The 24,641-nt window shown below is 63.9% G+C and carries 27 protein-coding genes; 20 read left to right on the top strand and 7 right to left on the bottom strand.

What is annotated here, in order from left to right:
* The first annotated feature begins 2 nt into the window (after positions 1 to 2).
* The 6 genes from U0029_RS14160 to U0029_RS14135 all read left to right on the top strand — a co-directional run bounded on the left by U0029_RS14160 (position 3) and on the right by U0029_RS14135 (position 4,665).
* Complete coding sequence (locus U0029_RS14160; protein ID WP_012416354.1) at positions 3 to 332, top strand: non-heme iron oxygenase ferredoxin subunit; 330 nt, start codon at positions 3 to 5, stop codon at positions 330 to 332.
* On the top strand, positions 329 to 1,555 hold the full coding sequence (locus U0029_RS14155) for an NAD(P)/FAD-dependent oxidoreductase (RefSeq protein ID WP_114852459.1): 1,227 nt from the start codon (positions 329 to 331) through the stop codon (positions 1,553 to 1,555). Before U0029_RS14160 ends, U0029_RS14155 begins: the two co-directional genes overlap by 4 nt.
* A complete protein-coding gene (locus tag U0029_RS14150; RefSeq protein WP_012416356.1) occupies positions 1,552 to 1,965 on the top strand; it encodes a nuclear transport factor 2 family protein in 414 nt (137 codons plus the stop codon). The genes U0029_RS14155 and U0029_RS14150 overlap by 4 nt, the downstream gene beginning before the upstream one ends.
* A 30-nt stretch (positions 1,966 to 1,995) precedes the next feature.
* On the top strand, positions 1,996 to 2,802 hold the full coding sequence (gene hpaH, locus U0029_RS14145) for a 2-oxo-hept-4-ene-1,7-dioate hydratase (RefSeq protein ID WP_012416357.1): 807 nt from the start codon (positions 1,996 to 1,998) through the stop codon (positions 2,800 to 2,802).
* Positions 2,803 to 2,807: 5 nt separating this feature from the next.
* Positions 2,808 to 3,605 (top strand): 4-hydroxy-2-oxoheptanedioate aldolase, encoded by a 798-nt coding sequence (gene hpaI, locus U0029_RS14140; RefSeq protein WP_012416358.1) that lies wholly within the window; start codon positions 2,808 to 2,810, stop codon positions 3,603 to 3,605.
* Between the two features lie 82 nt (positions 3,606 to 3,687).
* Positions 3,688 to 4,665 carry a Bug family tripartite tricarboxylate transporter substrate binding protein gene (locus U0029_RS14135; protein WP_012416359.1) on the top strand — a complete coding sequence of 326 codons (978 nt, stop codon included), beginning with the start codon at positions 3,688 to 3,690 and terminating at the stop codon, positions 4,663 to 4,665.
* 138 nt (positions 4,666 to 4,803) lie between these two features.
* On the opposite strand, the gene U0029_RS14130 is transcribed toward U0029_RS14135, so the two are convergent.
* The 3 genes from U0029_RS14130 to U0029_RS14120 all read right to left on the bottom strand — a co-directional run bounded on the left by U0029_RS14130 (position 4,804) and on the right by U0029_RS14120 (position 6,700).
* On the bottom strand, positions 4,804 to 5,172 hold the full coding sequence (locus tag U0029_RS14130; protein ID WP_114852458.1) for an EF-hand domain-containing protein: 369 nt from the start codon (positions 5,170 to 5,172) through the stop codon (positions 4,804 to 4,806).
* A gap of 8 nt (positions 5,173 to 5,180) precedes the next feature.
* Positions 5,181 to 5,423, bottom strand: coding sequence for a glycine zipper 2TM domain-containing protein (locus U0029_RS14125; RefSeq protein ID WP_012416361.1), 243 nt, complete (start codon positions 5,421 to 5,423; stop codon positions 5,181 to 5,183).
* 368 nt (positions 5,424 to 5,791) lie between these two features.
* Complete coding sequence (locus tag U0029_RS14120; protein ID WP_039052083.1) at positions 5,792 to 6,700, bottom strand: LysR family transcriptional regulator; 909 nt, start codon at positions 6,698 to 6,700, stop codon at positions 5,792 to 5,794.
* Positions 6,701 to 7,030: 330 nt separating this feature from the next.
* On the opposite strand from U0029_RS14120, the gene U0029_RS14115 reads away from it, so the two are divergent.
* The 3 genes from U0029_RS14115 to U0029_RS14105 all read left to right on the top strand — a co-directional run bounded on the left by U0029_RS14115 (position 7,031) and on the right by U0029_RS14105 (position 10,435).
* A complete protein-coding gene (locus U0029_RS14115) occupies positions 7,031 to 8,179 on the top strand; it encodes a DSD1 family PLP-dependent enzyme (RefSeq protein ID WP_114852457.1) in 1,149 nt (382 codons plus the stop codon).
* Positions 8,180 to 8,443: 264 nt separating this feature from the next.
* The gene (gene dbpA, locus U0029_RS14110) at positions 8,444 to 9,832 is read left to right on the top strand and encodes an ATP-dependent RNA helicase DbpA (RefSeq protein ID WP_114852474.1); all 1,389 of its coding nucleotides are present in this window, start codon (positions 8,444 to 8,446) and stop codon (positions 9,830 to 9,832) included.
* Positions 9,833 to 9,916: 84 nt separating this feature from the next.
* Positions 9,917 to 10,435, top strand: a complete 519-nt coding sequence (locus U0029_RS14105; RefSeq protein WP_114852473.1) for a GNAT family N-acetyltransferase — start codon at positions 9,917 to 9,919, stop codon at positions 10,433 to 10,435.
* A gap of 42 nt (positions 10,436 to 10,477) precedes the next feature.
* Here U0029_RS14105 and U0029_RS14100 read toward each other — a convergent pair whose 3' ends face one another.
* Positions 10,478 to 11,419: a 2-hydroxyacid dehydrogenase gene (locus U0029_RS14100; protein ID WP_039052259.1), complete on the bottom strand. Its 942-nt coding sequence runs from the start codon at positions 11,417 to 11,419 to the stop codon at positions 10,478 to 10,480.
* 47 nt (positions 11,420 to 11,466) lie between these two features.
* Positions 11,467 to 12,393: a LysR family transcriptional regulator gene (locus tag U0029_RS14095; protein WP_012416369.1), complete on the bottom strand. Its 927-nt coding sequence runs from the start codon at positions 12,391 to 12,393 to the stop codon at positions 11,467 to 11,469.
* 255 nt (positions 12,394 to 12,648) lie between these two features.
* On the opposite strand from U0029_RS14095, the gene U0029_RS14090 reads away from it, so the two are divergent.
* Positions 12,649 to 13,638: an N-carbamoyl-D-amino-acid hydrolase gene (locus U0029_RS14090; protein ID WP_039051463.1), complete on the top strand. Its 990-nt coding sequence runs from the start codon at positions 12,649 to 12,651 to the stop codon at positions 13,636 to 13,638.
* 60 nt (positions 13,639 to 13,698) lie between these two features.
* On the opposite strand, the gene U0029_RS14085 is transcribed toward U0029_RS14090, so the two are convergent.
* Positions 13,699 to 14,616 carry a LysR substrate-binding domain-containing protein gene (locus U0029_RS14085; RefSeq protein WP_012416371.1) on the bottom strand — a complete coding sequence of 306 codons (918 nt, stop codon included), beginning with the start codon at positions 14,614 to 14,616 and terminating at the stop codon, positions 13,699 to 13,701.
* Between the two features lie 240 nt (positions 14,617 to 14,856).
* Between U0029_RS14085 and hydA the strand changes: the two genes are divergently transcribed.
* The 9 genes from hydA (at position 14,857) to U0029_RS14040 (ending at position 23,340) form a co-directional block, all read left to right on the top strand.
* The gene (gene hydA, locus U0029_RS14080) at positions 14,857 to 16,356 is read left to right on the top strand and encodes a dihydropyrimidinase (RefSeq protein WP_012416372.1); all 1,500 of its coding nucleotides are present in this window, start codon (positions 14,857 to 14,859) and stop codon (positions 16,354 to 16,356) included.
* A gap of 47 nt (positions 16,357 to 16,403) precedes the next feature.
* On the top strand, positions 16,404 to 17,258 hold the full coding sequence (locus U0029_RS14075) for a transporter substrate-binding domain-containing protein (protein WP_114852456.1): 855 nt from the start codon (positions 16,404 to 16,406) through the stop codon (positions 17,256 to 17,258).
* Between the two features lie 19 nt (positions 17,259 to 17,277).
* A complete protein-coding gene (locus tag U0029_RS14070; RefSeq protein WP_012416374.1) occupies positions 17,278 to 18,030 on the top strand; it encodes an amino acid ABC transporter ATP-binding protein in 753 nt (250 codons plus the stop codon).
* The gene (locus U0029_RS14065; protein ID WP_114852455.1) at positions 18,030 to 18,707 is read left to right on the top strand and encodes an amino acid ABC transporter permease; all 678 of its coding nucleotides are present in this window, start codon (positions 18,030 to 18,032) and stop codon (positions 18,705 to 18,707) included. The genes U0029_RS14070 and U0029_RS14065 overlap by 1 nt, the downstream gene beginning before the upstream one ends.
* A gap of 10 nt (positions 18,708 to 18,717) precedes the next feature.
* Positions 18,718 to 19,386 (top strand): amino acid ABC transporter permease, encoded by a 669-nt coding sequence (locus U0029_RS14060; RefSeq protein WP_012416376.1) that lies wholly within the window; start codon positions 18,718 to 18,720, stop codon positions 19,384 to 19,386.
* Positions 19,387 to 19,482: 96 nt separating this feature from the next.
* Complete coding sequence (locus U0029_RS14055; RefSeq protein WP_114852454.1) at positions 19,483 to 20,421, top strand: dihydrodipicolinate synthase family protein; 939 nt, start codon at positions 19,483 to 19,485, stop codon at positions 20,419 to 20,421.
* 22 nt (positions 20,422 to 20,443) lie between these two features.
* A complete protein-coding gene (locus tag U0029_RS14050; protein ID WP_114852453.1) occupies positions 20,444 to 21,100 on the top strand; it encodes an aspartate/glutamate racemase family protein in 657 nt (218 codons plus the stop codon).
* Between the two features lie 2 nt (positions 21,101 to 21,102).
* Positions 21,103 to 22,530 carry an FAD-binding oxidoreductase gene (locus tag U0029_RS14045; RefSeq protein WP_236824204.1) on the top strand — a complete coding sequence of 476 codons (1,428 nt, stop codon included), beginning with the start codon at positions 21,103 to 21,105 and terminating at the stop codon, positions 22,528 to 22,530.
* A gap of 24 nt (positions 22,531 to 22,554) precedes the next feature.
* Positions 22,555 to 23,340 carry an SDR family oxidoreductase gene (locus U0029_RS14040; RefSeq protein WP_114852452.1) on the top strand — a complete coding sequence of 262 codons (786 nt, stop codon included), beginning with the start codon at positions 22,555 to 22,557 and terminating at the stop codon, positions 23,338 to 23,340.
* A 109-nt stretch (positions 23,341 to 23,449) separates the two neighbouring features.
* Here the strand turns inward: U0029_RS14040 and U0029_RS14035 are convergent, their stop codons facing one another.
* Positions 23,450 to 24,052 carry a LysE family translocator gene (locus U0029_RS14035; protein ID WP_235354838.1) on the bottom strand — a complete coding sequence of 201 codons (603 nt, stop codon included), beginning with the start codon at positions 24,050 to 24,052 and terminating at the stop codon, positions 23,450 to 23,452.
* 128 nt (positions 24,053 to 24,180) lie between these two features.
* On the opposite strand from U0029_RS14035, the gene U0029_RS14030 reads away from it, so the two are divergent.
* Positions 24,181 to 24,633 carry an Lrp/AsnC family transcriptional regulator gene (locus U0029_RS14030; protein WP_114852451.1) on the top strand — a complete coding sequence of 151 codons (453 nt, stop codon included), beginning with the start codon at positions 24,181 to 24,183 and terminating at the stop codon, positions 24,631 to 24,633.
* Positions 24,634 to 24,641: the final 8 nt, after the last annotated feature.

Below are 24,641 nucleotides of genomic sequence, written 5' to 3'. Positions count from 1 at the left end.
TCATGGCCGATACCGAAGTGTGGAAGCCCGTGGCGCTGGTCAAGGACATCTCGCCCGATACGCACACGCTGCGCGTGATGCTGGACGGCGAGGCGGTCTGCCTCTACAAGCTGGAAGAGCGGGTCTGCGCCACGCAGGATAAGTGCCCGCATGGCAATGCCAGCCTGGCCGAAGGCTGGGTCGAGGACGGCACGGTGGAATGCCCGCTGCATCAGGGCGTGTTTGATATCGCCAGTGGCAAGCCGCAGTGCCCGCCGGTCACGACCGATTTGCGCTGCTACGACGTGCGTGTCGAGGACGGCACCGTGTTTTTGCGCGCCGAGTCGGCATGAGCGCCTCCGGAACCATGTTGATCGTGGGCGCGGGCCAGGCGGGCGCCTGGGCGGCGCGCACCCTGCGCGAGCAGGGTCACGCCGGGCGCATCGTGCTGTGCGGCGCCGAGCCGCACCGGCCTTATGAGCGCCCGCCGCTGTCCAAGGGCCTGATTACCGGCGCCAGCACGGCCGCAGAGGCCGAGCTGCTGAGTCAGGCAGAAATTCAGGAGCGCGGCATCGAGTTTCTGCCGACGCTGGCCGTGGTGTCGATCGACCCCGCCGCTCGCCAGGTGCGTTGCGCCGATGGCCGAGAGATCGGCTACGACAAGCTATTGTTGGCGACCGGCGGCCGCCCCAGCCGGCCGCCCCTGGCCGGCCTGGACAGCGCCCGCCTGCGGGTGCTGCGTACGCTCGATGATGCGCTGGCCTTGCGCCAGGATTTCGCGGCCCGTCCGCGAGTGGCGATTATCGGCGGCGGTTGGATAGGGCTGGAAACCGCCGCGACGGCGCGCGTCCTGGGTTGCGAGGTGGCCGTGATCGAAGCCGGGCCGCGCCTGTGCGGCCGCAGCGTGATGGCGCCCCTGTCTGCCGAATTGCAGCGGCGGCATGAGGCGGCCGGTGTCGCGGTGCATCTGGCCCGTGGTGTGACCGGCCTGCAAGACAGGCCGGACGGCGTCAAGGTTTTGTTTGGTGAAGGCCCCGCCATCGAGGCCGATTTGGTGTTGCTGGCCGTGGGCATGCAGCCCAATGACGCGCTGGCCCGCGAGGCCGGCCTGGATTGCGCTCGTGGCGTGCGTGTCGATGCCGCTTGCCGTACCTCCGATCCGCATATCTATGCGGCGGGCGATGTGGCGCTGCTTTCGCACCCACGCGCCGCGCAAGGCTTGCGGCTGGAGTCCTGGCAGAACGCGCAGGATCAGGGCGTGGCGGCCGCCCGGGCCATGTTGGGGCAGGCGGTCGACTATGCGCCGGTGCCGCTGCTCTGGTCAGAACAATACGAACACATGATCCAGATCGTGGGCTTTCCGGATCTGGCGCAACACACCGTATCGCGAACGCTGGCCAATGGCGGACAGCTTTTTCTCGGCCTGGATGCTGGGGGCCTGGCGGTGGCGGCCGTGGGTATCGACGCGGGGCGGGATTTCCGCGCCGCGCGCAAATGGGTCGAGCAGGGCGCGCAGCCGCCGCTCGCTGATTATCAGGCCTGTGAAGCGCAGGCTGTCCAGGAGGGGGTGGCATGAACGATGCAAAGGCTTTGCTGTGCCAGGCGGCAGGCGAGCAGGTATTGAATTTCTTTGCTGCCCTCGATGAGCGCCGCCACGATGACGTGGCCGCGCTCATGGCCAGCGATGGCGTCTGGTATCGCCAGGGCCGCGAACTGATCGGGCCGCAAGCGGTGGCGCAGGCTCTGGCCCAGCGCGACCCGGCGCGGGAAACCGCCCATGTCGTCAGCAATCTGCGCGCCGAAATGACCGGCCCGGATAGCGCCCGCCTGCGTTTCTATCTGCTGGCCTACGACGGCCGCAGCGGCGATGATGCGCCGCGTCTGGTGGCGATCCGTTTCTGTGAAGACGAACTGCGGCACACCAGCGCCGGCTGGCGTTTCACAAAGCGCTCTAGCCAGCGGCATCTGCCGCCCGAGGCGCGCTGACCTTTCCTCCCTTATCTATCGAGAGTACTCATGGCTTTAGCTGTCTCTACCATCGACGCCATCGCCCGCCGCCTGCACGAGGCCGAGCGCACGCGCACCCAGATCCGTCAGGTTTCTCTGGACCATCCCGAGATGGACATCGCCGACGGCTATGCCATCCAGCGGCGCTGGATGGAAATCAAACAGGCCGAAGGCCGCCGTGTGGTGGGTCATAAAATCGGCCTGACCTCGCGCGCCATGCAGTTGTCGTCGCAGATCGACGAGCCGGATTTCGGCGCGCTGCTCGATGACATGCTGTTTACCGACGGCGCTGCCATCGCGCGTGACCGCTTCATCGTGCCGCGCGTGGAGGTCGAACTGGCCTTCATTCTCGACAAGCCGCTGCGCGGTCCTGACGTGACCCTGTTCGATGTGCTGGACGCCGTGCGATATGTGATTCCCGCGCTGGAAATCATCGATGCGCGTTCGCATCAGATCGACCCCGAGTCGCGCCGTCCGCGCAAGGTGTTCGACACCATCGCCGACAATGCCGCCAACGCGGGTGTCGTGATGGGCGGGCGTCCGGTGCGGGTCAATGATGTCGATCTGCGCTGGGTAGGCGCCATTCTGTCGCGCAATGCGGTGATCGAAGAAACCGGCCTGGCCGCAGGGGTGTTGAACCACCCCGCCAATGGCGTGGTGTGGTTGGCTAACCGGCTGGCCGGGCATGGCGTGGCGCTGGAAAGCGGCCAGATCATCCTCAGCGGCTCTTTCACCCGGCCGGTCTACGCCGAGCGCGGCGATGTCTTTTATGTTGATTACGGCCCGCTGGGCGCCGTCAGTTGCCGTTTCGAGTAAGACCCATGAAAACCCCTGGCAATACCTTTAAGGCGGCGCTGGCGCGCGGCGAATCGCAGATCGGCATGTGGTTGGGCCTGGCCGATGGCTATGCGGCCGAGGTCGTGGCTGGCGCCGGTTTTGACTGGCTGCTGATCGATGGCGAGCATGCGCCCAACACCCTGGACAGCATTCTTAGACAGCTACAGGTGCTGGCGGCCTATCCGCTGGAGCCCGTGGTGCGCCCCGCCTGGAATGATCCGGTGGAGATCAAGCGTTTGCTCGATCTGGGAGCCCGCACGCTGCTGGTGCCTATGATTCAGAGCGCCGAGGAAGCGGCGGCGGCCGTGGCCGCCATGCGTTATCCGCCTTCCGGCATTCGGGGGGTCGGGAGCGCGCTGGCGCGCGCCTCGCGCTGGAACCGTCTGCCCGGCTATCTTGCCGAGGCCGACGCGGCCATGTGCACCCTGGTGCAGGTCGAGACCCGCCGTGGCGTCGAGGCGCTGGACGAGATCTGCGCCGTCGAAGGGGTGGATGGCGTGTTCATCGGGCCCGCCGATCTGGCCGCCGACTACGGCTATCTCGGCCAGCCCAATCACCCGGCGGTGCAGGAGATCATTGAAGCGGCGATTGCCCGCATCCGGGGGCAGGGCAAGGCCGCCGGCATTCTGATCAGCGATCCCAAACTGGCCGACCGCTATATCGAATGCGGCAGCCTGTTCACCGCCGTGGGGGTGGACGCCACGCTGCTGGCCCGCGCCGCGACGGATCTGGCAGCACGGTATGGGCGTGCGGCCTCCAGTGGCGCGGCAGGCGTTTACTGATTCCCAGGGCCGGTCGCCGCCGGCCTTTTTACACACTTAAGGCCGGGACAAGGCCAGTAACGCATTATCGAGGAGACCTGAAATGTCCTTTTTCAAACCAACCGCCCTGTGGGCAGCCGGTATCGCCACCTGTTTGCTGGCGGGCGCGCCCGCCAGCGCCGAAACCTGGCCCAGCCGTTCCATCAGCCTGGTTGTGCCCTTCCCGGCCGGCGGCGGCGCCGACACACTGGCCCGGTTGATGAGTGAACCGCTCATGCGTGATCTGGGCCAAACCATTGTGATCGAGAACCGTCCGGGCGCGGGCGGCAACATCGGCAGCGCCACGGCCTCGCGTGCCGAGCCCAACGGCTACACCCTGGCCTATGCCACCAATGGCACGCAGGCCATCAATCACTGGCTGTATAAAAACACCGGCTTTTCGCGGGATGATTTCGAGCCCATTTCCCGGCTGACTACGATTGCCGCCGCCGTGGTCGTCAATCCTGACGAGCCGTATCAAAGCCTGAAGGATTTGCTGGACGCCGCGCGCGCCAAGCCTGGCATGCTGACCTGCGGCTCGGCCGGCAATGGCACCACGTCGCATCTGGCTTGTGAGCAGCTCAAGCAGATGACGGGCGTGGATATCGTGCACGTGCCTTACAAGGGGGGCGCTGCGGCCATGACGGATTTGATGGGCGGGCGTTTGTCGCTCTTGATCGATGTGATGCCCAATGTGGCGCAGCAAATCAAGGCCAAGCGCCTGCGCGCGCTGGCCGTCACGACCAATGAGCGGGTGGCCTCCAATCCGGATATCCCGACGGTGGCCGAGGCCGGGGTTCCGGGCTACTCCTTCTTTGCCTGGGATGCGCTCTATGCGCCCAAGGGCACGCCGCCTGCGGTGCTGGATCGCGTGAACGCCGCTGTTCACAAGGTTCTGGCTGAACCCGCCTTGCGCGCGCAGTTGGAAGAGCGCGGCGCCCAGCCCGCGCCGACCACCCGCGAGGGGCTCAAGACTTTCTCGAATGAGGAATACGAGCGCCTGGGCAAGGTGGTGCGTACGGCTGGCGCTGTGATCGACTGACAGGTCAGAGAGATGCTGCGCGCCGTCCGGGCCGGGAGTGCCGGCGGCGCTGTCGGGCAGTGTTTTTGTAGTACGGCGAAAGTGTAACGGCCTTCCAAGGAAGGCCGTTTTTTATGCGCAGAAGTGTTGCTGCCCCGCTTAGTTGAGGCTTAGAAAGCCATCGCCGTTGCGATCTTGCTTGCGGAAGTCGTTCATGACCTGAGTCATGAACTCCTCCCGGGTCACATAGCCTTTTTTGTTCTTGTCGAGCAGGGCGAATTCACGCTCGGTCAGGACATTCGCCGATTGCGCCGGCGTCAGTTTGCCATCGCCGCTGGTGTTGAGCTTGTCGAAAGCCTTTTCCATGAAGTTGCGGTACTTGGCTTCGCTGACCTTGCCGTCGCCGTTGGTGTCCATTTGCTGGTAGACCTTGGGATCGAACGCACGGGTCTGCGCTTGCGCGGACAGGGCCAGAACGCTCAGCGAGAGGGCGGCCACCTGGGCAATGCGGATAACAGATTTTTTCATGGTGATCCTCAGCGGCAGCCAATTTGATTGCCGGCATAGCTGCCCGCGCCCGCACCCGCCACCGTGGCGATGGTTTTGCCGGTGCCCCCGCCGACCATGCTGCCCAGCAGGCCGCCGACGACCGCGCCGCCGACCGTGCCGGCAATGCAATCGAATTCGGAGCTGGCTTTCGCACCGCCCGGCATATTCTGGCAACCCGCCAGAGCCAGGGCTCCGGCGGTCAGGGTAATCGCTATCAACGCTCTATTCATGAATGCACCTTCTGTGAACGGGGTTGGCTACCCGCAATAGGATATACAAGACGTGCAAAAAAAGGGAGCGCGGCAACGGGCCGCCGGCGCCCGTCGTTTGATATACGGCAGAGAAACCAAGATGAGGCGTAGGGCTTTCTAGGGCTCGCGGGATCGCCTGCCCTGGAAAAGCTAGGCATTGCCGCGTTGGCGGCTGGGCTCGCCCGAACCTGCCCGGCATTCGCGGTTTTTCGTACTTGTTCAACATTTTCCGAGAGCGGGAAGCAAGGAAAAAAACCTGTTGCGCTAGGGCAATATCCGGCCAGGGGGTTCTGGCTTTTTGGAGGCTCAGGGTGGCAAGCCCGGCTCGGTTCGAGGTGTTCAGTGCGCTAGGCGCTGTCCGCAAGCCAGGGAGTCGCCATCTCGTGCAGCTGCTCCAGAAACCGTTCGGTGCGCGCCGAACGGGATTTGCGCGAGGAAACCAGGGCGACGATATCGGCGTCAGGCAGGCGCCAGCCTGGCAATATCTCTAGCAGTTTTCCATCGCGGAGGGCTTCGGCCACATCCCATTCGGAACGGGCGAGTATGCCCAGGCCGCTCAAGGCCCATTGCAGCGCGACGCCGCCATCGTTGCTGGCCAGCCTGGGTTCGATGCGGACGGTGGCGCGGCGGCCGTCATGGTTGCCTAGCCGCCACAGCGTGACGTCTTCGTCGTTTTCACGCAGCGCGATGCAATCATGATGGTGCAGATCCTCGGGAGAGGCGGGGGTGCCCTGCCGTTTCAGGTAGGCGGGGGCGGCGCAGAGAATGCGCCGGTTTCTGGCCAGCCGGTGCATGATGAGCGATGAGTCGCGCAGCTCGCCGATATGGATCAGCACATCCCAGTGATGCGCGTCCAGACGCTGCGGCCGGTCGGAGAGCATCAGAGTGGCGGTGACTTCAGGGTATTGCTGTTGAAAGCGGCCTACCAGAGGCGCGATATGGCGCTGGCCAAAGCCCAGGGGCGCCAACACGCGCAGCTGTCCGGCGACCTGTCCGCGGCGGCTGGCCAGGGTATCGGCCAGGCCGCTGAGCTGAGCGCAGATCGAGCGCGCCCGTTCGGCCAGCAATTCGCCCTCATCGGTCAGGGCGATGCGCCGGCCGCTGCGATCCACCAGTTGAATGCCTAGCCGGCGCTCCATCGCGCTAAGACGCTGCGTGACGGCGGAGGGGGTGACGTCCAGCCTGCGCGCGGCATCGGCCAGCGTTTGCTCCGGCGTCAGGGCCATGAAAAATAACAAATCGTCCGTGCTCAGCATATTCATGCGTGCTTAATTCAGTATTAAGTTGATGTTAGCCATCTTTACCTCGCCCGGCCCCATACTTCAGACCAGAATTTCGCCACGCCTTTATCTGTGTTGCTAGCCGTTCTGCCTGGAGAAGGGCCTTGCGACGCGGGTTTGCTTCTTGCCTGCTGTCTTGCGGCGCGGTCTTCGATGCATTGCCCGCCGCAGCGCAGGCCGCCAGGCCTGACATCGCCCATGCTATCCCGCTTCGAATTCACGTATTTACCTCGTCCGGCGGTCCCGCTGGACAAGGGCGCAAACGCAGCCCGCGCCTGGGCTGTGCCGGCATATTGGAGTCATGAAATGAATAGGAAAACGCGGCCCACCCTCGACAGCCTTGATACGCCCTGCCTGCTGCTGGATGAGGCGCGCATGGAGGCGAACATCGAATACATGAAGGCCCGTATGCGGCGTCTGGGTGTCGCCCTGCGTCCGCATTTGAAAACGCCCAAGTCGGTCGAGGTGGCTCGGCGCGCGATGCAGACGCCGCAAGGGCCGGCCGCTGTGTCCACCTTGCAGGAGGCCGAGCAGTTCGCCCGGGCGGGGGTGCGGGATATTCTTTATGCCGTCGGTCTGTCTCCGGCCAAGATAGACCGGGTCTTGGCCTTGCGTGCGCAAGGCGTGAATCTGACCGTGGTCGTCGATAGCGTCGAGGCCGCGCAGGCGCTGGCCAGTCGTTCGCGCGCCGCGGGCGCGCCCATCCCCGCTTTGATTGAAATCGACTCCGACGGCCACCGCGCCGGCGTGCGACCGGAGCAGCAGGCTTTGCTCTGCGCGATCGGCCGCGCCTTGCACGAAGGCGGCGCCGAGCTGCACGGCGTGATGACCCATGCCGGGGAGTCATACAGCTCGCCGGATGTAGCGGCCATCCGTGATATGGCCGAGCGCGAACGCAGCGCGGCAGTGCGCGCTGCGGCCGTGTTGCGCGAGCAGGGTCTGCCTTGCCCGGTCGTCAGCGTGGGTTCCACGCCCACCGCGATGTTTGCCGAGAACCTCGAGGGGGTTACGGAGGTGCGAGCCGGCGTCTATGTGTTTTTCGACCTCTTCATGGCCGGCCTTGGGGTCTGTAAACAAGACGACATCGCCTTGTCGGTGCTGACCACCGTCATCGGGCATCAGCCGGAAAAGGCTTGGATTCTGGTCGATGCCGGTTGGATGGCCATGTCGCGCGACCGGGGCACGGCCAATCAGGCCGTGGACCAGTATTACGGCTTGGTGTGCGATGTGGCGGGCCATCCTTTGCCCGGGCTCGTGCTCAAGCAGACCAACCAGGAGCAGGGCATCATCACGCTGCGTCCGGGGGCGACCGGCGCGCTTCCCGATCTGCCCATCGGCACGCGTCTGCGCATTCTGCCCAACCATGCCTGCGCGACCGGCGCTCAGCACGACGCCTACCAAGTGCTGCGCGGCGCGGATGTGGCCGCCGTCTGGCCGCGCTTTCGCGGCTGGTAGCGGCCATGCCAAACGATGGCATGCTGTCGGACAAGCCGATGGTCGATGCGCGGCGGGTCAGGGGCGAGGTCGCCGGTCTGCTGGACTAGGCTTTCTTGCCGCGACGGCTCATCGGCGGGCCTGGCCATCATGTGCTTTGATCGGCAGCCCTGCCGGGGGGGCTGCCGATCAGGGCGGCGCCGATGCCTCGTGCTCGGCTTGGGCGCCAAAGGCATACACTGTCGCTTGAACTGTTTTTTGCAGATCTCGCGATCTGCTCCTATTGTGACCGATACGTCTTTTTCTTCCTTGCCGCTGCTCCCCGCCTTGCTGGAAAACCTGCAAAGCCTGGGTTTTGAGCAGATGACGCCTATTCAGGAGCAGAGCCTGCCCCTTATTCTTGATGGGCGCGATCTCATCGCGCAGGCCAAGACCGGCAGCGGCAAAACCGCGGCTTTCGGCCTGGGCCTGCTGCAATCGCTGGACCTGACGCGCCTGGTGCCGCAGGCCTTGGTGCTCTGCCCTACCCGAGAACTGGCCGACCAGGTGGCGCAAGAGCTGCGCCGCCTGGCCCGTTTGATTCCTAACGTCAAGGTGTTGACGCTGTGCGGCGGCGCTGCCGGTCGGCCGCAGGCCGAGTCGCTGGCCCGTGGCGCGCATCTGGTGGTGGGCACGCCTGGCCGTGTTCAGGATCATCTGGCGCGCGGCAACCTGGATTTGGCGGCCTTGAAAACCCTGGTGCTGGACGAAGCCGACCGCATGGTGGATATGGGTTTTTACGACGACATCGTCGCCATTGCTTCGCATTGCCCGGTCAAGCGCCAGACGCTGCTGTTTTCCGCGACCTATCCCGATAACATCCGCAAGCTCAGCGCTCGCTTTCTGCGCAACCCGGCCGAAGTCAAGGTGCAGACGCAGCACGACGCCAGCCGCATCGAGCAGATTTTTTACGAAATCGATGAGGCAGACCGGCTCGATGCCGTGGCCACCTTGCTGGCGCACTACCGGCCGGCCTCGACTCTGGTGTTCTGTAATACCAAGATCCGCAGTCATGAGCTGATCGAACGCTTGCGCGCCGACGGCATCAGTGCCCAGGCGCTCAATGGCGACCTGGAGCAGCGTGACCGCGACGAGATTCTGATCCAGTTCGCCAACCAGAGCTGCGCGGTCCTGGTGGCGACGGATGTGGCCGCGCGCGGTCTGGATATCCAGAACCTGAGCGCGGTGATCAATGTGGATGTGAGTAAGGACACGGAAGTCCATGTGCACCGCATCGGCCGCAGCGGCCGGGGCGAGCAGAAAGGCCTGGCCTTAAGCCTGTGCTCGCCCGAGGAAATGCGCTGGGCCAACCTGATCGAGCAATATCAGGGCGCGCCGCTCAAATGGGCGGATATCAAATCGCTGCGTTCCAAGGCGGACCGCCCTTTGCGCGCGCCCATGGTCACGCTGTGCATCCAGGGCGGTAAAAAGGACAAGCTGCGTCCGGGCGATCTGCTGGGCGCGCTCACGGGTGACGGCGGGCTGAGCTTCGAGCAGGTGGGCAAGATCAACATCACGGAGTTCAACGCCTATGTGGCGCTGGACCGTCAGATCGCCAAGCAGGCGTTCTCGCGGATTTCCAACAGCAATATCAAGGGCAGGCGCTTTCGCATGCGCTTTCTGGAAGAGTTCTGAGCGCTTGCTCCCGCGCCGGTCTTGAACGGCGCGGGAGCATGCTTGTACGAAAACGACCCGGCAGGGCAACAGGGGAAAAAAAAGATGCTTATTACGCGTTTGTTCGATACCGGGCCTGCGCTGGACGGCTTATCCGAGCTGCTCAAAAACTGTGTGGATGAGGGCGCCTCGATCGGCTTTCTGCCGCCGCTGGCGCAGACAGCCGCGCAAACCTATTGGCGGGAGGTCGGCGCCTCGCTTGGCGCAGGGTCCAGAGTGCTGCTTGTCTGCACCCAGGATCAGCGCATGGCCGGATCGGTGCAGTTGTCGCTGTGCGGCAAAGAGAACGGCCTGCATCGGGCCGAGGTCGAGAAGCTGATGGTGCACACGGACTTTCGCGGGCAGGGCATCGGCCGCCAATTGCTCGAAGCCATCGAGGCCATTGCCGTGCAGGCTCGCAGAAGCCTGCTGGTGCTGGATACCCGCACGGGCGATGTGGCGTCCCGGCTCTACCGCAGCGCGGCTTATGTCGAGGCTGGCCAGATTCCCGGCTTCGCGCGCGATGGCCATGGCGAGCTGTGCGGAACGACTTTTTTCTACAAGGTGTTGGCAGGCACGGCTTGAGGGCCGCGCCTGCCAGCGGGCTGCTGCGGGCAGGCCGCCGGATCAGATCGGGGTGAGCAGGGGTTCGCCCGCATAGAAGCGGCGGGCGTTTTCCAGGAATTTGTCGATCGTGCGTTGCACGGCTTCGGGCGACCAGCCGGCCACATGGGGCGTCAGCACGATGTTCTCCAGGTCGGCCAGACCGGAGGGCAGTTTGGGCTCGCCCTCGTAGACATCCAGGCCGGCGCCGGCCAGCCTGCCCAGGCGCAGCGCCTGCTCCAGCGCTGCGGTATCGACGACGCTGCCGCGCGCGATATTAATCAAATAGCCCGCCGGGCCCAGGCGTTCAAGAATATTGGCGTTGACGCGGTGGTGGCTGTCGGCGCCGCCGGGGATGGCCACCACCAGAATGTCTGCCCAATCGGCCAGGGCTTCCAGGCTGTCGAAATAGCGCCGTGTGGAATCCGGGCGCGGACGGCGGTTGTGGTAGCCGATCGGCATGTCAAAGCCCTGCGCCCGCTGGGCGATTTTCTCGCCGATGGCGCCCAGGCCAAGAATGCCGACCTGCTTGCCCGATACATTGGGCGGCAGCGTGAGCTGCGAGCGCCACACGCCTTCCCGCGTGAGCCGGTCCAGGCGGGGGATGCCGCGCACGATGGCCAGGATGAGACCCATGGCGTGATCGGCGACACAGCTATCGTTGGTGCCGGCGCCATTGGTGACGGCGATACCCCGCGCCTTGGCATGGGCCAGCGCGATATTCTCGTGCCCCACGCCCATCGAGCAGATCAGTTTGAGTCGCGGCAGGGCGTCGATCTGCGCGGCGCTCAGGCCGGTGGCGCCGTTGGTCAGTACGACTTCGGCGCGGTGGCCGGCTTCGATGATGGCCTGCTCGAAGCGTTCAGGCGTGGGCGCGTTGATGATCTCGAAGTGGGCGCCGATCTGCGCCAGACCTTCCGGGTCTACCGAGTTTTTGATGAGGAGCAGCGGTTTGTTCGATGACATGAGCAGAGTCGATGGGGGCGGGGTAGGGAGCGGGCTTGCCGGGGGCATCAGCTCGCGGGACTGCCGCGTGCAGGTGTCATCAGCGCCCGCAGCGTTTCGACGAAACGCCTTGCGGTGGCCGACAGGGGGCTGCTCGCAGCGTGCAGCAGATGGATGGGGTGGTGCAAACAGGGTTCGGTGGGCAGCAGCACGAAGTCCTTGCTAAAGCCCGGGTGGTAGCCCAGGCCCTCGACCAGCGCCACGCCGATGCCCTGGCGCACCAGGGCCAGGGCTTCTGGCGTGGAGCGGATTTCGATCTGCGGCGACAGCGGCACCGTGTGCAGGAAGCGGCTGGCCAGGCGTCCGAACGGCGTATTGGCGTCATAGCCGATCAGCAGATGCCCCTGCAAGTCTTCGGGGCGCACGCAACGGCGTCCGGCCAGCGGGTGGCCCAGCGGCACCGCGCAGCCCAGCCAGCCCTGGCCGACCTCGGCGCTGATGACATGGGCATTGGCCGGTGGCGGCATCGACGCGATGCCGAAATCGGCCTGTCCGAGCAGCAACTGAGGCAGCAGGGCGTCATAGGCAAGCGGACGGTAACGGATGGGGGTGGCGGGATGACGCTGGCGAAACTGCTGGATGGCCTGCGGGATCAGCCATTCGCTCAGACTGGGGCTGGACACCAGGGTCAGCGTGTCTGCCCTGCCTGCGCCTAGCGCGCCCGCCAGGGAATTGAAATGCCCGACACGCTCGAAAATGGCTTCCGCCTCGGGCATGAGGCGGCGGGCTTCCGGCGTGGGATGCAGCCGCCCTTTGACCCGCTCGAACAGACGATAGCGCAGACGGTTCTCAGCCGACGCGAGCAGACGGCTGATGGCCGGCTGGGTGACCGACAGCATGCGCCCGGCCTCGCTCAGCGAGCCGGTCAGCATGATCGCGTGGAAAACCTCGATCTGGCGCAGCGTCAACTGCGTCGAGGCAAGAGCGCCGGCCATGGGGCGAGCATCCAAAAACCCGAGAAGGCCATTTTATGGGCAAGACGCGGCCTGCGCGCAACACGCCGCTCATGCCCTTTTGCGCGGCGCTTATAAAAAAAGTATGGGCCCAGGCAGCCCTGTCGCTCAGGAAGGCCCTGTTTTCCCAATGAAAAGCCGGTTTGTGGCCCGCCATCGCGGCGCGCAGGGCGGGGCTGGGCGGGCGGCCGGGCATGCGCCATGCTGGAGGCTGTCTTTCCCTCAATGGATTGCCTCATGTCCCGTATCGTTACCGTCGCCGCCGCCCAGTTAGGCCCCATTCAACGCGCCGAGGGGCGCGAGTCGGTGGTCGCCCGCATGATCCGCCTGCTGGAACGGGCGCAGCAGCGCGGCGCCCAGGTAGTCGTGTTTCCCGAGTTGGCGTTGACCACTTTTTTTCCGCGCTGGTATTGCGAAAACCGGGATGAGGCCGATGGCTGGTTCGAGACCAGCCTGCCGTCGCCTGCCACTCAGCCGCTGTTCGACGCCATCAAGCGTTATGGCCTGATGGTCTATCTGGGTTATGCCGAATTGGCCTGGGAGCCGGACGAGCAGGGCGTCGTGCGCAAACGCCGCTTCAATACCTCTGTCGTGATCGCGCCCAATGGCGAGATCGTGTTCAAGTATCGCAAAGTGCATTTGCCCGGCCAGGCGGAGTTCGCGCCCTATCGCAAGGTGCAGCATCTGGAGAAGCGCTATTTCGAGGTGGGCAATCTGGGCTTTCCGGTGGTGCGCACGCCCGTCGCGCCAGGACTGGAGGTCAATATGGGCATGCTGATCTGCAATGACCGCCGCTGGCCGGAAGCCTGGCGGGTCTTGGGTTTGCAACAGGTCGAGCTGGTCATGGTGGGCTACAACACCCCTAGCCTGAATCATGAAAACCAGGGCTTCGAAGCCCATCATCTGCGTGTGCAGAATTCCCAGCTTTCCGTTCAGGCCGGCTGTTATCAGAACGCCACCTTTGGCGTTTCCGTCGCCAAGGCGGGAAAGGAAGACGGCCATGAACTGTTTGGCCATTCCATCATCGTCAACCCGCAGGGCGAGGTCATCGCCCTGGCCGCGTCATGGGATGATGAACTGGTGGTGGCGGACTGCAATCTGGCCATGTGCGATCTGGGCCGCAACACCCTTTTCAACTTCGCCAAACATCGCCGGCCCGAAGCCTATAGCCGCATCGTGGAACAGACCGGCAGCGTCGCGCCCGCGCAATGGAAGCCCTCGTTCTGAACGCAGTCGGGCCTCTGCTGTCTTGCCGCGTGACCCGATGCCGCAGCGACCTCGGCGGCCTCAGGCCGCTGCCTGGATGCCATGCTGATTGTCTTTGCGGATTTCGGCTTTGAGCGTTTCGATGAATGATTGGGAAATCTGCGACATCGGCTCGTCGCGCAGCCGGATGAGATGCGCATGGAGCAGTGGGCTGGCTTCTATGGGCCGGGTCACGAAGCGGCTGGCCGACCAACTGCGTGCAGAAAACTGATCCACCAGCGCGATGCCCGCGCCGGCCTGAACGAGCGCGCAGGCATTCTGGGGCGAACCGACTTCTACGACGGAGCGCAAGGGCTGGCCGCTTTGCTCGAACATGGACTCGACCATGCGGCAAAAGGGCGAACCCCGCTCATAGGAAATGAAGGGGTAGGCCAGCAGATCCTTGATCTGCAACACCGCGCGGCGCGAGAGCGGATGGTTGTAAGGGCAGATGCAGACCAGGCTGGTGCTCGCCAGCTCCTGTTGTTCGAGATTGGGGTGCTTGATAGGCAGGATGGTGATGGCGAGGTCGGCCTGGCGCTTCAATAGCCGTTCGGTTAGCGGTGCCTGGGTCAGGTATTGGAAGGTCAGCTTCACGTGCGGGTGGGTTTGCCGATAGCTGGCGATGGCGGCAGGGATGAGCATCTGCCCGATGCTGGGGCTGGCCACGATATTCAGTATGCCTTCCTGGTGCTCGAACAATTCTCGTGCAATGTCGTTCACCCTTGTCACGCCTTCGTAGACGATCTCGACCTCATGGAAAAGCCGCTGCGCTTCCAGTGTGGGTTGCAGGCGTCCGCGGGCGCGTTTGAAAAGAGGAAATCCGATGCGCTGCTCGGTATGCGACAGCAGTCGACTGACCGCGGGTTGAGACACAAAAAGCAGTTCGGAAGCGCCTCGTATCGAACCGGTGATCATCACCGCGCGGAAGACTTCGATTTGGCGGATATTCAGTTTCATGGCGGGCGGGTCACGCTGTGTTTGGGGCCTAGTGGTTAAGACGGATGCCGGGATGAAAAAGCAAGACGCTCAGGCTATACGTCAAATCCCCCGGAAAAACACGGGGTTTTCCCGACGAGTTTTCGGGCGCTGCCCAGGAGGCCTTAACAAAACGTTAAGGGGTGCGTTGAAAGAAGCAATAGGTATGCAGGCGGTGGAGGCCAATAATTTGCGCATCTGAATTTTTCAGGGTCGCTCGACATGCCGCAGGTTCAAGAATCCCCGCAACGCTTTGACCTGACCTTGCGCAAGGGCAGGATTTCAAACGCCGATGGCACTTTCTTCGCGGACATCGGCATCCGCGATGGAATCATCGTCGAGATCGGTCAGGACCTGAGTCCGGGCATTGAAGATGTCGACGCTTCCGGCATGTGGCTGCTGCCCGGCGGCATCGATAGCCATACCCATATCGAACAGCTCTCCGGCATGGGCGTGATGTGCGCCGACGATTTTTACTCCGGCACGGTGTCGGCCGCTTTTGGCGGCACGACGACCATTATTTCCTTCGCGGCTCAGCACCGTAATGACCGCATCCCCGAGGTGCTGGCGGATTACTCCCGCCGGGCGAGCGAGAAGGCGGTGATCGACTATGGCTTTCATCTCATCCTCGCCAACCCCGATGAGCAGGCCCTGACCCAAGAGCTGCCCGCCGTGATCGCGCAGGGCATCACCTCGATCAAGGTCTATATGACCTATGACAAGCTCAGGCTCGATGACTATCAGTTGCTGGATGTGCTGGCCGTGGCTGACGAGCACGGTGCCATGGTCATGTTGCATGCCGAAAACCATGACATGATCCGCTGGGTGGCGCGGCGCCTGCTGGAGCGCGGGCATAAGGCGCCGAAATTTCATGGCGTGTCGCATGACCCTCTGGCCGAATCCGAGGCGACGCATCGCGCTATCGCCCTGTCTAGGCTGTTGGATGTGCCGGTGTTGATCGTGCATGTGGCGGGGGCGCAGACCGTGGATATCATCCGCCGCGCGCGTCAGCTTGGCGCTCAGGTTTATGCCGAGAGTTGCCCGCAGTATTTGTTCCTGGAGGCGACAGACGCAGATCTGCCGGGTCTTGAGGGCGCGAAGTTTTGTTGCAGCCCGCCGCCGGGCGACAAGTTTTCGCAGGAGGCGGTCTGGGCGGGGTTCAAGGATGGCACGCTTGGGGTGTATTCCTCCGACCATGCACCCTATCGTTTTGACGCCTCGGGCAAGCTGCCCAAAGGCGATGCGACCACATTCAAGGAAATGGCCAACGGCGTGCCAGGTATCGAGCTGCGCCTGCCTTTGCTGTTCTCCGAGGGCGTCATCAAGGGCCGTCTGAGCATCGAGGAATTCGTCGCGCTGACCGCCACCAACCATGCCCGCATGTACGGTCTGGCGCCGCGCAAAGGGGCGATCGCTGTCGGCGCCGATGCCGATATCGCCATCTGGGACCCGGCCCGCCGCACGACCGTGACGGCCTCCTTGCTGCACGACGCCGTGGGCTACACGCCCTATGAAGGCCGCGAGCTGACAGGCTGGCCGGTCGAGGTCTACAGCCGTGGTCGCTGCATTATCCGCAACAACACGCTGCATGCCGAACGTGGCAGCGGGCAGTTCATTGCCCGCTCACGGCCCGACCCCGTCATGCACCGTCCGGCCTCTTCCGAAGACCGTAAGCGCTTCGGTGATTTCGTGGGTTTGAAGTCCGCCGCTCTCAGTAAATAAACCTGTGCGCCGATTGCCGGCGCCAGCCAACAAAGCAAGGGGATGTTATGCAGATGATCAATTCCGTACTCCGCCGTTGCATTTTCACGGGCGCTCTCCTGATGGCCTTTGCCGGGCAGACGCCTGCCCAGACGCCACCATTGCGCACGGCGGTGGACGCTACCTTCGCGCCGCATGCCATGACCCGTCTCGATGGCGGGGTTCAGGGCTTTAATGTGGATTTGGGCCGAGAGATCGCCAAGCGGCTGGGACGCGATCTCACGATCGAGGCCGCCGAGTTTTCCGGGCTGGTGCCGGGCTTGAACAGCCGGCGCTACGATTTTCTGATTGCGCCGGTGACGGTCACGCCGGAGCGCGCGCGTTCGCTCCTGTTTACCGAAGGCTATTTCGATACGGATTACACCTTTCTTGGCAGAAAAGATGCGCCGCCCCTGACCTCGCTGGAACAACTCAAGGGCAAGGTTCTCGCCGTCAACAAGGGTTCCAACTATGAGTCCTGGGCGCGTGACAACGCGGGGAAATATGGCTTTCGCTACGACGTCTATGGCGGCAACGCAGATGCCGTTCAGGCCGTGCAGGCCGGACGGGCCGACTACAACCTGGCGGGCGCGACCGTTGCGGGATGGGCGGCCAAGCAAAACAGGCGGCTGGCGACTAGTTACACCATCAAGACCGGCCTGGTCTGGGCGCTGGCCTTTCGCAAGGACGATAAGGAAGGCCGTCAGCAAGTCTCCAATGTGATCAAGTGCATGAAGCAGGACGGCTCCATCGCCAAGCTGGCTGAAACCTGGTTCGGCTTTGCGCCGGATGCCGACAACTCCGCCGTGCGGATCGCGCCGGGAACCGGCGTGCCCGATACGGAGGGCTATGACCCGACGCCCGTCACGCCACAGTGCGCCTGACGCGCCAAGGAGCCAGACCATGGAGACACAAGCCATCCTGGAAATCTCTGACCTGCGTAAGCACTACGGCGCTACGGAGGTGCTGCGCGGCGTCAACCTCAAGGTGCGGCGCGGCGAGCTGGTATGCGTGATCGGGCCCTCGGGCTCGGGCAAGAGCACCATGCTGCGTTGCTGCAATCTGCTGGAAGTGCCGACCTCGGGACGCATTGTCGCTAACGGACATGATTTGCGCGATCCGAAGACGAACATCAACCGGATGCGGCAGGACGTCGGCATGGTGTTCCAACAATTCAACCTCTACCCCCATCTGAACGCCCTGGACAATGTGTCGTTGGCGCTTTGCAAGGTGCAAAAGCGCAGCACCGCCCAGGCGCGGGAATTGGCTCAGGCGGCGCTGGAGCGCGTTGGTTTGGGACATAAGGCCTCGGCCATGCCCTCCCAGCTCTCGGGCGGGCAACAGCAGCGTGTGGGCATCGCCCGCGCGATTGCGCTGCAACCGCAAATCATTCTGTTCGATGAACCGACCAGCGCCCTCGATCCTGAACTGGTCGAGGATGTGCTGGAGGTGATGCGGGAGTTGCGCCATAGCGGCATGACCATGCTGGTCGTCACCCATGAAATGGGCTTCGCCCACGCCGTGGCGGACTATGTCGCCTTCATGGATGGCGGGGTGGTGGTCGAACATGGCACCGCCAAACAGGTCTTCGAGCAGCCGCAACAGCCGCGCACGCAGAGTTTTCTGTCCCGTTATGCCGGCAGGTTGGCGAACTGATGGACAGCCTTCACGCGTTTATCTTCACCTTCTTCAACATGAAGGTGGCCGTCGAGTACGCACCGGCCTTGGGTATGGGCGCGCTGCTCACGCTGGGCACGGGTCTTGCCGTCGTGCTGGCGGGTACCCTGCTGGGCGTATTGCTGGCCATTCTGCGCGCGCTGGCGGTCCGGCCGCTAAGCCTGGCGATCGTGATGTTCGCGGATGTGCTGCGGTCGCTGCCGCCCCTGGTTTTGCTGATTGTGCTGTACTTCGGCCTGCCGGAAGTCGGCCTCCCCCTGTCAGCCTTTCTAGTGACCTGGATCTCCCTGTCGCTGGTGCTTGCGGCCTATGCCGAAGAAAGTGTCTGGGCCGGCATAGCCTCTCTGCCGCCGGGGCAGATGGAGGCCGCCCGCTCGAGCGGTCTGTCATGGTGGCAGGCGATGCGATGGGTGATTCTGCCGCAGGCCGTGCGCCGCGCGGTGCCCACCCTGACCAACCGCATCATCTCCATTACCAAGAATACGGCGCTGGGTTCGGTGGTGTCCTTGCACGAATTGCTCAATGCCGCGCAGGGGGCCAGCAGTCTATCGGGCAACCCCACGCCTTTGATGATGGCGGCAATCGCCTATGTGATCATTTTTCTGCCTCTGGTGGTGTTCTCGCGCTGGCTCGAAAAAAACTGGGTCCGGTGCTGAGGGGAAAAACATGGAAAACCTGATTCACAGCTTTTTCAACCTCGAGATCTATGCCGAGGTATTCCCCCATCTCCTGAAAGGCCTGTGGACGACGATATGGCTTTCCGCCATCGTCATCCCGCTAGGCGCCCTGGCCGGGCTTGCGCTCGCCCTCGTCATGACGCAGGCCGGCCCGCGCGCGCTGCGCTGGATGGTCATCGGCTATATCGATTTCTTCCGGGCCTTTCCTCCGCTGGTGCTGCTCATCCTGGTGTATTTCGGCTGGCCCTTTCTGGGCATCGAACTGGACAAGCTGACGGCCGTGATCGTGGCCTTTGTTCTCAACAACGCCAGCTATTACGCCGAGGTGTTTCGCGCGGGCATTGAGGCGGTGCCCAAGGGCCAGATGGAGGCTGCCCGCTCGACGGGTCTGGGGCGAGGGCAGGCGCTGGGGTTTGTGGTGATTCCGCAGGCGGTCAGAAATGTGCTGCCCGACCTGGTCGGCAACAGCATCGAAGTCGTCAAGCTGACGACGATCGCCAGCGTCGTGGCGCTGCCCGAGTTGCTGCGCGCCGCCCGCGATGCGCAGGCCCTGGTCTATAGCCCTTCGCCTGTCGTGCTGGCTGCGCTGATGTATCTGGTGCTGCTTTGGCCCTTGACGCGCTGGCTGGGACGCTTGGAACACAGAAAACACCGTTAAGCCTTCTCTGCGAGATCCGGGGCGCGTCATCGCCCCGATTGGGAAACTTTGCCCGCCAATGGGCCTGTCATATCAACTCCTGGAGCTTTTCTGACTATGTCTTCTGATAAAAACCGCCTCAACGCGCAGGCGTCCGGCGTCTATGTCATCGCGGCTACGCCGTTTCGCGACGATGGCGAAGTGGACTGGCACAGTGTGGACAGCCTGACGGATTTCTATCTCGAAAAAGGCGTCACCGGCCTCACGATCCTGGGCATGATGGGCGAAGCGCCCAAACTCAGCGAAGAAGAAACCTCGCAGGTCATGGCCCGCATTCTCAAGCGCGTGAATGGGGCGGTCCCGGTCATTGTGGGTGTGAGCCATGCCTCCAACCGCCATATCGCCCATCTGTCGAAAGCGGCGATAGACCTCGGTGCCGCAGGCGTGATGGTGGCGCCCGTGTCCAATCTCAAAACCGACGATCAGGTCTATGGCTATTACGCCAACGTAGCCCGCATGCTGGGCGGCGACATCCCGATCTGCCTACAGGACTTCCCGCAGGTCACCGGCGTGCATACGTCCGTAGCGGTGATTCTGCGTCTTGTCGATGAGTTCGAGCAGATCGTGATGCTCAAGCACGAGGATTTTCCGGGGATGCGCAAGCTCAGCCAGGTTCGGCAGCAAAGCCTGGACGAGGGGCGCCGCCGCATCAGCGTTCTGGTGGGTAACGGCGGGCTGTTCCTGCCTCAGGAAATGCGGCGCGGCGCGGATGGCGCCATGACGGGCTTTGCCTACCCGGAAATGCTGGTGCAGGTATGCCGGCTGTTCGCGCAGGGCGAGCCTGAGGCCGCCGAGGATGTGTTCAACATCTATCTGCCTTTGCTGCGGCATGAGTTTCAGTATGGCATCGGGCTTGCGCTACGCAAGGAAACCCTGCGCCGCCGGGGCGCCATCAGGTCGGCCTTTGTCCGCAAGCCCGGTCCGGTGCTGGACAAGTGGGACCACGAGGAGCTGACGCGCTTGATCCAGCGTCAGGATGCCGCGCTGAACCCGTGACAACACTGCCGGAGGGCACACCATGGTCAAGACCCTGTATGTCATCAACCCCAATAGCGATAAGGCCGTCACGCGCGGTATCGAGGCCGCGCTAGCGCCGCTTAGCGATGCGCGCCACCCCCTGGAGTGCGTGACGATCGGCGAGGGGCCGCCCGGCATACAAAGCCAGCGCGATGTGGACGCGGCCGCTGTCATGGTGCGCGACTTCGCCGAGCGGCATCGCGAACAGGCGGCGGGTTTCATCACGGCCTGCTTCAGTGATCCCGGTCTGCACTCGCTCAGAGAGATGCCCGGCGTGATCGCCATGGGCATCAGCGAGGGCGCCGCGCTCAGCGCCATGGCCATGGGGGACCGCTTTGGCGTTATCGCGATGGCGCAGGCGGCCATTCCGAGGCATATGCGCGCCTGGCGGGCGATGGGAGTGGCCGGGAGAGTGGCCGGAGAGGTCGCTATCGGACGTACGGTGGCCGAGCTGGCCGACGCCGACGCGACGCTGGCGGCCATGGTGGCGGCGGGTAAAACCTTGAAAGACCAATATCGTGCCGACGTGCTGATCATGGGCTGCGCGGGCATGGCCAGCTATCGCGAAGCCTTGCAGGCCGCCGTGGGGCTGCCCGTGGTGGAGCCTAGCCAGGCGACCGCCGCGCTGGTGCTGGGCCGGCTGAGACTGGGGTGGTGATCATGGATCAAATGCTGGAGACGCGTGACGCCTTGTTCTTGCAGCGGCTGCATGCCATCGTGGGCGATGCGGGCCTGGTGCATGATGAGCAGGCCAAGGCCGCGCACGATTTGGACTGGCTAGGAAAGTGGCAGGGGCGTAGCTGCGCTGTTGTGCGTCCCGCCACAACCGCCGAGGTGGCTGCGGTGATGCGGCTGTGCCATGAAACCCGCACGCCTGTCGTGACGCAGGGCGGCAATACCGGCATGAGCGGCGGCGCCACGCCCGACGATAGCGGGGCGCAGCTTATTCTCAGCACGGCGCGGCTGCGCGCGATACGCGATATCGACCCGCTCAACAACACCCTGACGGCCGAGGCCGGGGTATTGCTCGCGCATGTTCAGGACGCCGCCACGCAGGCGGATCGTTATTTTCCGCTCAGTCTGGGCTCCGAGGGCAGTTGCACCATAGGCGGCAATCTGGCGACTAATGCCGGCGGCATCGCCGTTTTGCGCTACGGCAATATGCGCGAGCTGGCCTTGGGCTTGGAGGTGGTCTTGCCCACCGGAGAAATCTGGAATGGCTTGCGCGCTTTGCGCAAAGACAATACGGGTTATTGCCTGCGCGATCTGTTCATCGGTTCGGAGGGCACGCTGGGCGTGATCACCGCCGCCGTTCTCAAGCTCTATCCCAGGCCGCTGGCCCGCGTGGCCGCTTGGCTGGGCTGCGCAGACATGGCGGCCCTGCTGGAGGTGTTGGCGCGGATGCGCAATGCCTGCGGTGACCGTTTGGTCGCCTTCGAGATGCTCACTGAAGAATCGCTCGAGCTGGTGCTCGAACACGTCAGCGATACGCGGCGGCCGCTCGAAGGCCGCCACCGCTTCCATGCCCTGGTCGAAGTGGCCGACACGCGCAGCGACGATCTTGAGGCCTTGATGGAGTCGGTCCTGGGCGAGGCGATGGAAGCCGGCCTGGTTAGCGATGCCGTCATCGGCGCTAATCTTGCCCAGCGCCAGGCGTTTTGGAAAGTGCGCGAGGGCATTTCGCAGGCGCAAGTGCGGGCCGGTAAGGTCATCAAACACGATATCGCGCTGCCGATATCCCGTCTGCCGCAGTTTGTCGAGGCGGCGCAGGCCGCCATCCTGGGGTGCAGGAACGAGGCGCGGATTATCAACTTCGGCCATATGGGTGATGGCAATCTGCACTTCAATGTCTTGCTGCCCAAGGAGACCTCGGCGGCTGAGTTTTCCGGCCTGTTGTCAAGCATGAATCGCCTGGTGCATGACCTCGTGGATGAGGCCGGCGGCAGCATCAGCGCCGAGCATGGCGTGGGCCAACTGCGTCGCGATGAACTGCGGCATTACAAAAGCGGTGTGGAGTTTGGGCTGATGATGCTGATCAAGCAATCGCTAGACCCGAACCAGATCATGAACCCTGGAAAACTGCTTTAAACCCTTTGTGAGCGGAGAAAAGAAATGGATCTTGGCATCAAGGGCAAGACCGCCCTGGTATTTGGCGCAGGCGGCGGCCTGGGCGGCGCAATCGCGCGGAGTCTGGCCGCAGAGGGTGTGCACGTGGCGCTGGCCGATATCGATGGCGAGGCGGCGCAACGCAACGCCGCCACGCTGAAAGAAATGGGCGCGCGCGCCCATGCCCTGGCCTGGGATCTCGCCAGGCTGGACCTGATCGAGCAGAATCTCGCCCGTATCGAACAGGAACTCGGCCCGGTGGATATTCTGGTCAATAACACGGGCGGCCCGCCGCCGACCACCGCCTCCGGACAGGCCACGGCGCTCTGGATGCAGTATTTCCAAAGCATGGTGCTGTCGGTCATTGCCGTGACGGATCAGGTGCTGCCCGGTATGCGCGAGCGCGGCTTCGGGCGGATCATCACCAGCACCTCGTCGGGCGTTGTCGCGCCCATCCCCAACCTGGGGCTGTCCAACACCTTGAGAGCGAGTCTGCTAGGGTGGTCGAAAACCCTGGCCCGGGAAGTCGGGGCCGCGGGCATCACATCGAACATCGTGCTGCCCGGCCGTGTCGCCACGGCGCGCACCCAGTTCCTGGATGCGCAGAAGGCCAAGAAAGAAAACCGCGAGGTGCAGGCCGTCGCCGCCGACAGCGCCGCGACGATTCCGCTTGGCCGTTATGGCGAGCCCCAGGAGTACGGTGATGTGGTGGCTTTTCTGGCCAGCGCCCGGGCCTCCTATGTCACGGGGTCGGTTATCCGCGTGGATGGCGGCCTGCTGGCCAGCATCTGAGGCCGGCAGGCTTGGCGGCCAGGTGGCTTGGCTGGCCGCCTGGCCGGTTTCATCGGGCCTTGTTCCGCAGGCCTTGATCCCTCGGCCCCAGGCGGGATGTGTGCAGCGTTCAGATCAGCTGTTCGGCCAGCAACATGAGGGCGATCACAATCATCGCTACCCCGGAAAACTGGCCGACCCGGCGCGCCGCCTCAGGCCGCGCGCCCAGCAGGGTTTTGGCCCCTGCGCCCACCAGGGAATAGACCAGGGCGCAGTTCAGGATTTGCACCAGACCCAGCACGGTGATTTGCGTGGCGATGGGCCAGGCGCTGTCGCGGGTGGTGAACTGCGGCAGCAGGGCCAGATACAGCAGCAAGACCTTGGGGTTGACGCCGCTGACGAGAAAGCCGCGCGCGGCCCAGGCCCGCCAACTGCCTTGAACGCCTGCGCCGCTGCTGACTGCGGCTGCGGGGTGCTTGAGCTTGCCCGCGCCCAGCCAGAGCAGATAGGCCGCGCCGACGACACTCAGCAGGGTCAGGATACGCGGTTCGCTGACCACCAGGGCGCCGATACCCGCCGCAGTCAGCAGCGTGATCATCATGTAGCCGCTCAGCATCCCGCCCAGGGCAGGGGCAATGGCCCGGTGCCGCAGGCCAGCGGAAATGACATAAGCCCAATCGGGGCCAGGCACGATAACCAGAGACAGGGATACGATCCAAAAACTCAACAACATCCCGGTTTCCACGGCCGGCATCCTTCGTAAAACAGTGTGATGGCAATGCGGAAATGGTAGCGGCGGGCGTCAAGAAAGTGCTTCCGTTTATTTCTTGGACATCCTTCATTCTTGATAGAATTCCGCGTATGAATGCCATTGACAGAAAAATTCTTGCCGAGCTTCAACAGGACGCGAGAATTTCCCTCACTGACCTTGCCGCCCGCGTCGGGCTTAGCCTTTCGTCCTGCCATCGGCGTGTCCGCGCCCTGGAGGACAGCGGCGTCATCAGCGGCTACCGGGCCGAGGTGGACTATGCCGCCGTCGGCCTGCATTTCTCGGCCCTGGTTTTCGTGGTCCTGCGCGAAGGCAGCGCCGGCCACGTGCGTGCGTTCGAGGCCGCGCTGGTCGATGTGCAGGAAATCGTGCAGGCGCAACGCCTTTTCGGCGATCCCGATTACCTGCTCCATGTGGTTTGCCGCGACCTGGAGGCCTTCCGGGCGCTCTACGACAGCACCCTGTCGGCCCTGCCCAGTGTGCAGCGCCTGTCTTCGACGCTAGTGATGAAGCGGGTGCTGCGCGACAGGCCGCTTCCCCTCTAAGGTTCCGT

This window comes from Bordetella avium (assembly GCF_034424645.1).
GTDB lineage: Bacteria > Pseudomonadota > Gammaproteobacteria > Burkholderiales > Burkholderiaceae_B > Bordetella > Bordetella avium.
The sequence above is the reverse complement of the archived record's forward strand: the minus strand, read 5'-3'. Positions and strand labels throughout refer to the sequence as shown.

Excerpts from the sequence above, each read along its gene's own strand:
- U0029_RS14160 (WP_012416354.1), top strand. The coding sequence starts at position 3 with ATGGCCGATACCGAAGTGTGGAAGCCCGTGGCGCTGGTCAAGGACATC.
- U0029_RS14155 (WP_114852459.1), top strand. The coding sequence starts at position 329 with ATGAGCGCCTCCGGAACCATGTTGATCGTGGGCGCGGGCCAGGCGGGC.
- U0029_RS14150 (WP_012416356.1), top strand. The coding sequence starts at position 1,552 with ATGAACGATGCAAAGGCTTTGCTGTGCCAGGCGGCAGGCGAGCAGGTA.
- hpaH (WP_012416357.1), top strand. The coding sequence starts at position 1,996 with ATGGCTTTAGCTGTCTCTACCATCGACGCCATCGCCCGCCGCCTGCAC.
- hpaI (WP_012416358.1), top strand. The coding sequence starts at position 2,808 with ATGAAAACCCCTGGCAATACCTTTAAGGCGGCGCTGGCGCGCGGCGAA.
- U0029_RS14135 (WP_012416359.1), top strand. The coding sequence starts at position 3,688 with ATGTCCTTTTTCAAACCAACCGCCCTGTGGGCAGCCGGTATCGCCACC.
- U0029_RS14130 (WP_114852458.1), bottom strand. The coding sequence starts at position 5,172 with ATGAAAAAATCTGTTATCCGCATTGCCCAGGTGGCCGCCCTCTCGCTG.
- U0029_RS14125 (WP_012416361.1), bottom strand. The coding sequence starts at position 5,423 with ATGAATAGAGCGTTGATAGCGATTACCCTGACCGCCGGAGCCCTGGCT.
- U0029_RS14120 (WP_039052083.1), bottom strand. The coding sequence starts at position 6,700 with ATGCTGAGCACGGACGATTTGTTATTTTTCATGGCCCTGACGCCGGAG.
- U0029_RS14115 (WP_114852457.1), top strand. The coding sequence starts at position 7,031 with ATGAATAGGAAAACGCGGCCCACCCTCGACAGCCTTGATACGCCCTGC.
- U0029_RS14105 (WP_114852473.1), top strand. The coding sequence starts at position 9,917 with ATGCTTATTACGCGTTTGTTCGATACCGGGCCTGCGCTGGACGGCTTA.
- U0029_RS14100 (WP_039052259.1), bottom strand. The coding sequence starts at position 11,419 with ATGTCATCGAACAAACCGCTGCTCCTCATCAAAAACTCGGTAGACCCG.
- U0029_RS14095 (WP_012416369.1), bottom strand. The coding sequence starts at position 12,393 with ATGGCCGGCGCTCTTGCCTCGACGCAGTTGACGCTGCGCCAGATCGAG.
- U0029_RS14090 (WP_039051463.1), top strand. The coding sequence starts at position 12,649 with ATGTCCCGTATCGTTACCGTCGCCGCCGCCCAGTTAGGCCCCATTCAA.
- U0029_RS14085 (WP_012416371.1), bottom strand. The coding sequence starts at position 14,616 with ATGAAACTGAATATCCGCCAAATCGAAGTCTTCCGCGCGGTGATGATC.
- hydA (WP_012416372.1), top strand. The coding sequence starts at position 14,857 with ATGCCGCAGGTTCAAGAATCCCCGCAACGCTTTGACCTGACCTTGCGC.
- U0029_RS14075 (WP_114852456.1), top strand. The coding sequence starts at position 16,404 with ATGCAGATGATCAATTCCGTACTCCGCCGTTGCATTTTCACGGGCGCT.
- U0029_RS14070 (WP_012416374.1), top strand. The coding sequence starts at position 17,278 with ATGGAGACACAAGCCATCCTGGAAATCTCTGACCTGCGTAAGCACTAC.
- U0029_RS14065 (WP_114852455.1), top strand. The coding sequence starts at position 18,030 with ATGGACAGCCTTCACGCGTTTATCTTCACCTTCTTCAACATGAAGGTG.
- U0029_RS14060 (WP_012416376.1), top strand. The coding sequence starts at position 18,718 with ATGGAAAACCTGATTCACAGCTTTTTCAACCTCGAGATCTATGCCGAG.
- U0029_RS14055 (WP_114852454.1), top strand. The coding sequence starts at position 19,483 with ATGTCTTCTGATAAAAACCGCCTCAACGCGCAGGCGTCCGGCGTCTAT.
- U0029_RS14050 (WP_114852453.1), top strand. The coding sequence starts at position 20,444 with ATGGTCAAGACCCTGTATGTCATCAACCCCAATAGCGATAAGGCCGTC.
- U0029_RS14045 (WP_236824204.1), top strand. The coding sequence starts at position 21,103 with ATGGATCAAATGCTGGAGACGCGTGACGCCTTGTTCTTGCAGCGGCTG.
- U0029_RS14040 (WP_114852452.1), top strand. The coding sequence starts at position 22,555 with ATGGATCTTGGCATCAAGGGCAAGACCGCCCTGGTATTTGGCGCAGGC.
- U0029_RS14035 (WP_235354838.1), bottom strand. The coding sequence starts at position 24,052 with ATGTTGTTGAGTTTTTGGATCGTATCCCTGTCTCTGGTTATCGTGCCT.
- U0029_RS14030 (WP_114852451.1), top strand. The coding sequence starts at position 24,181 with ATGAATGCCATTGACAGAAAAATTCTTGCCGAGCTTCAACAGGACGCG.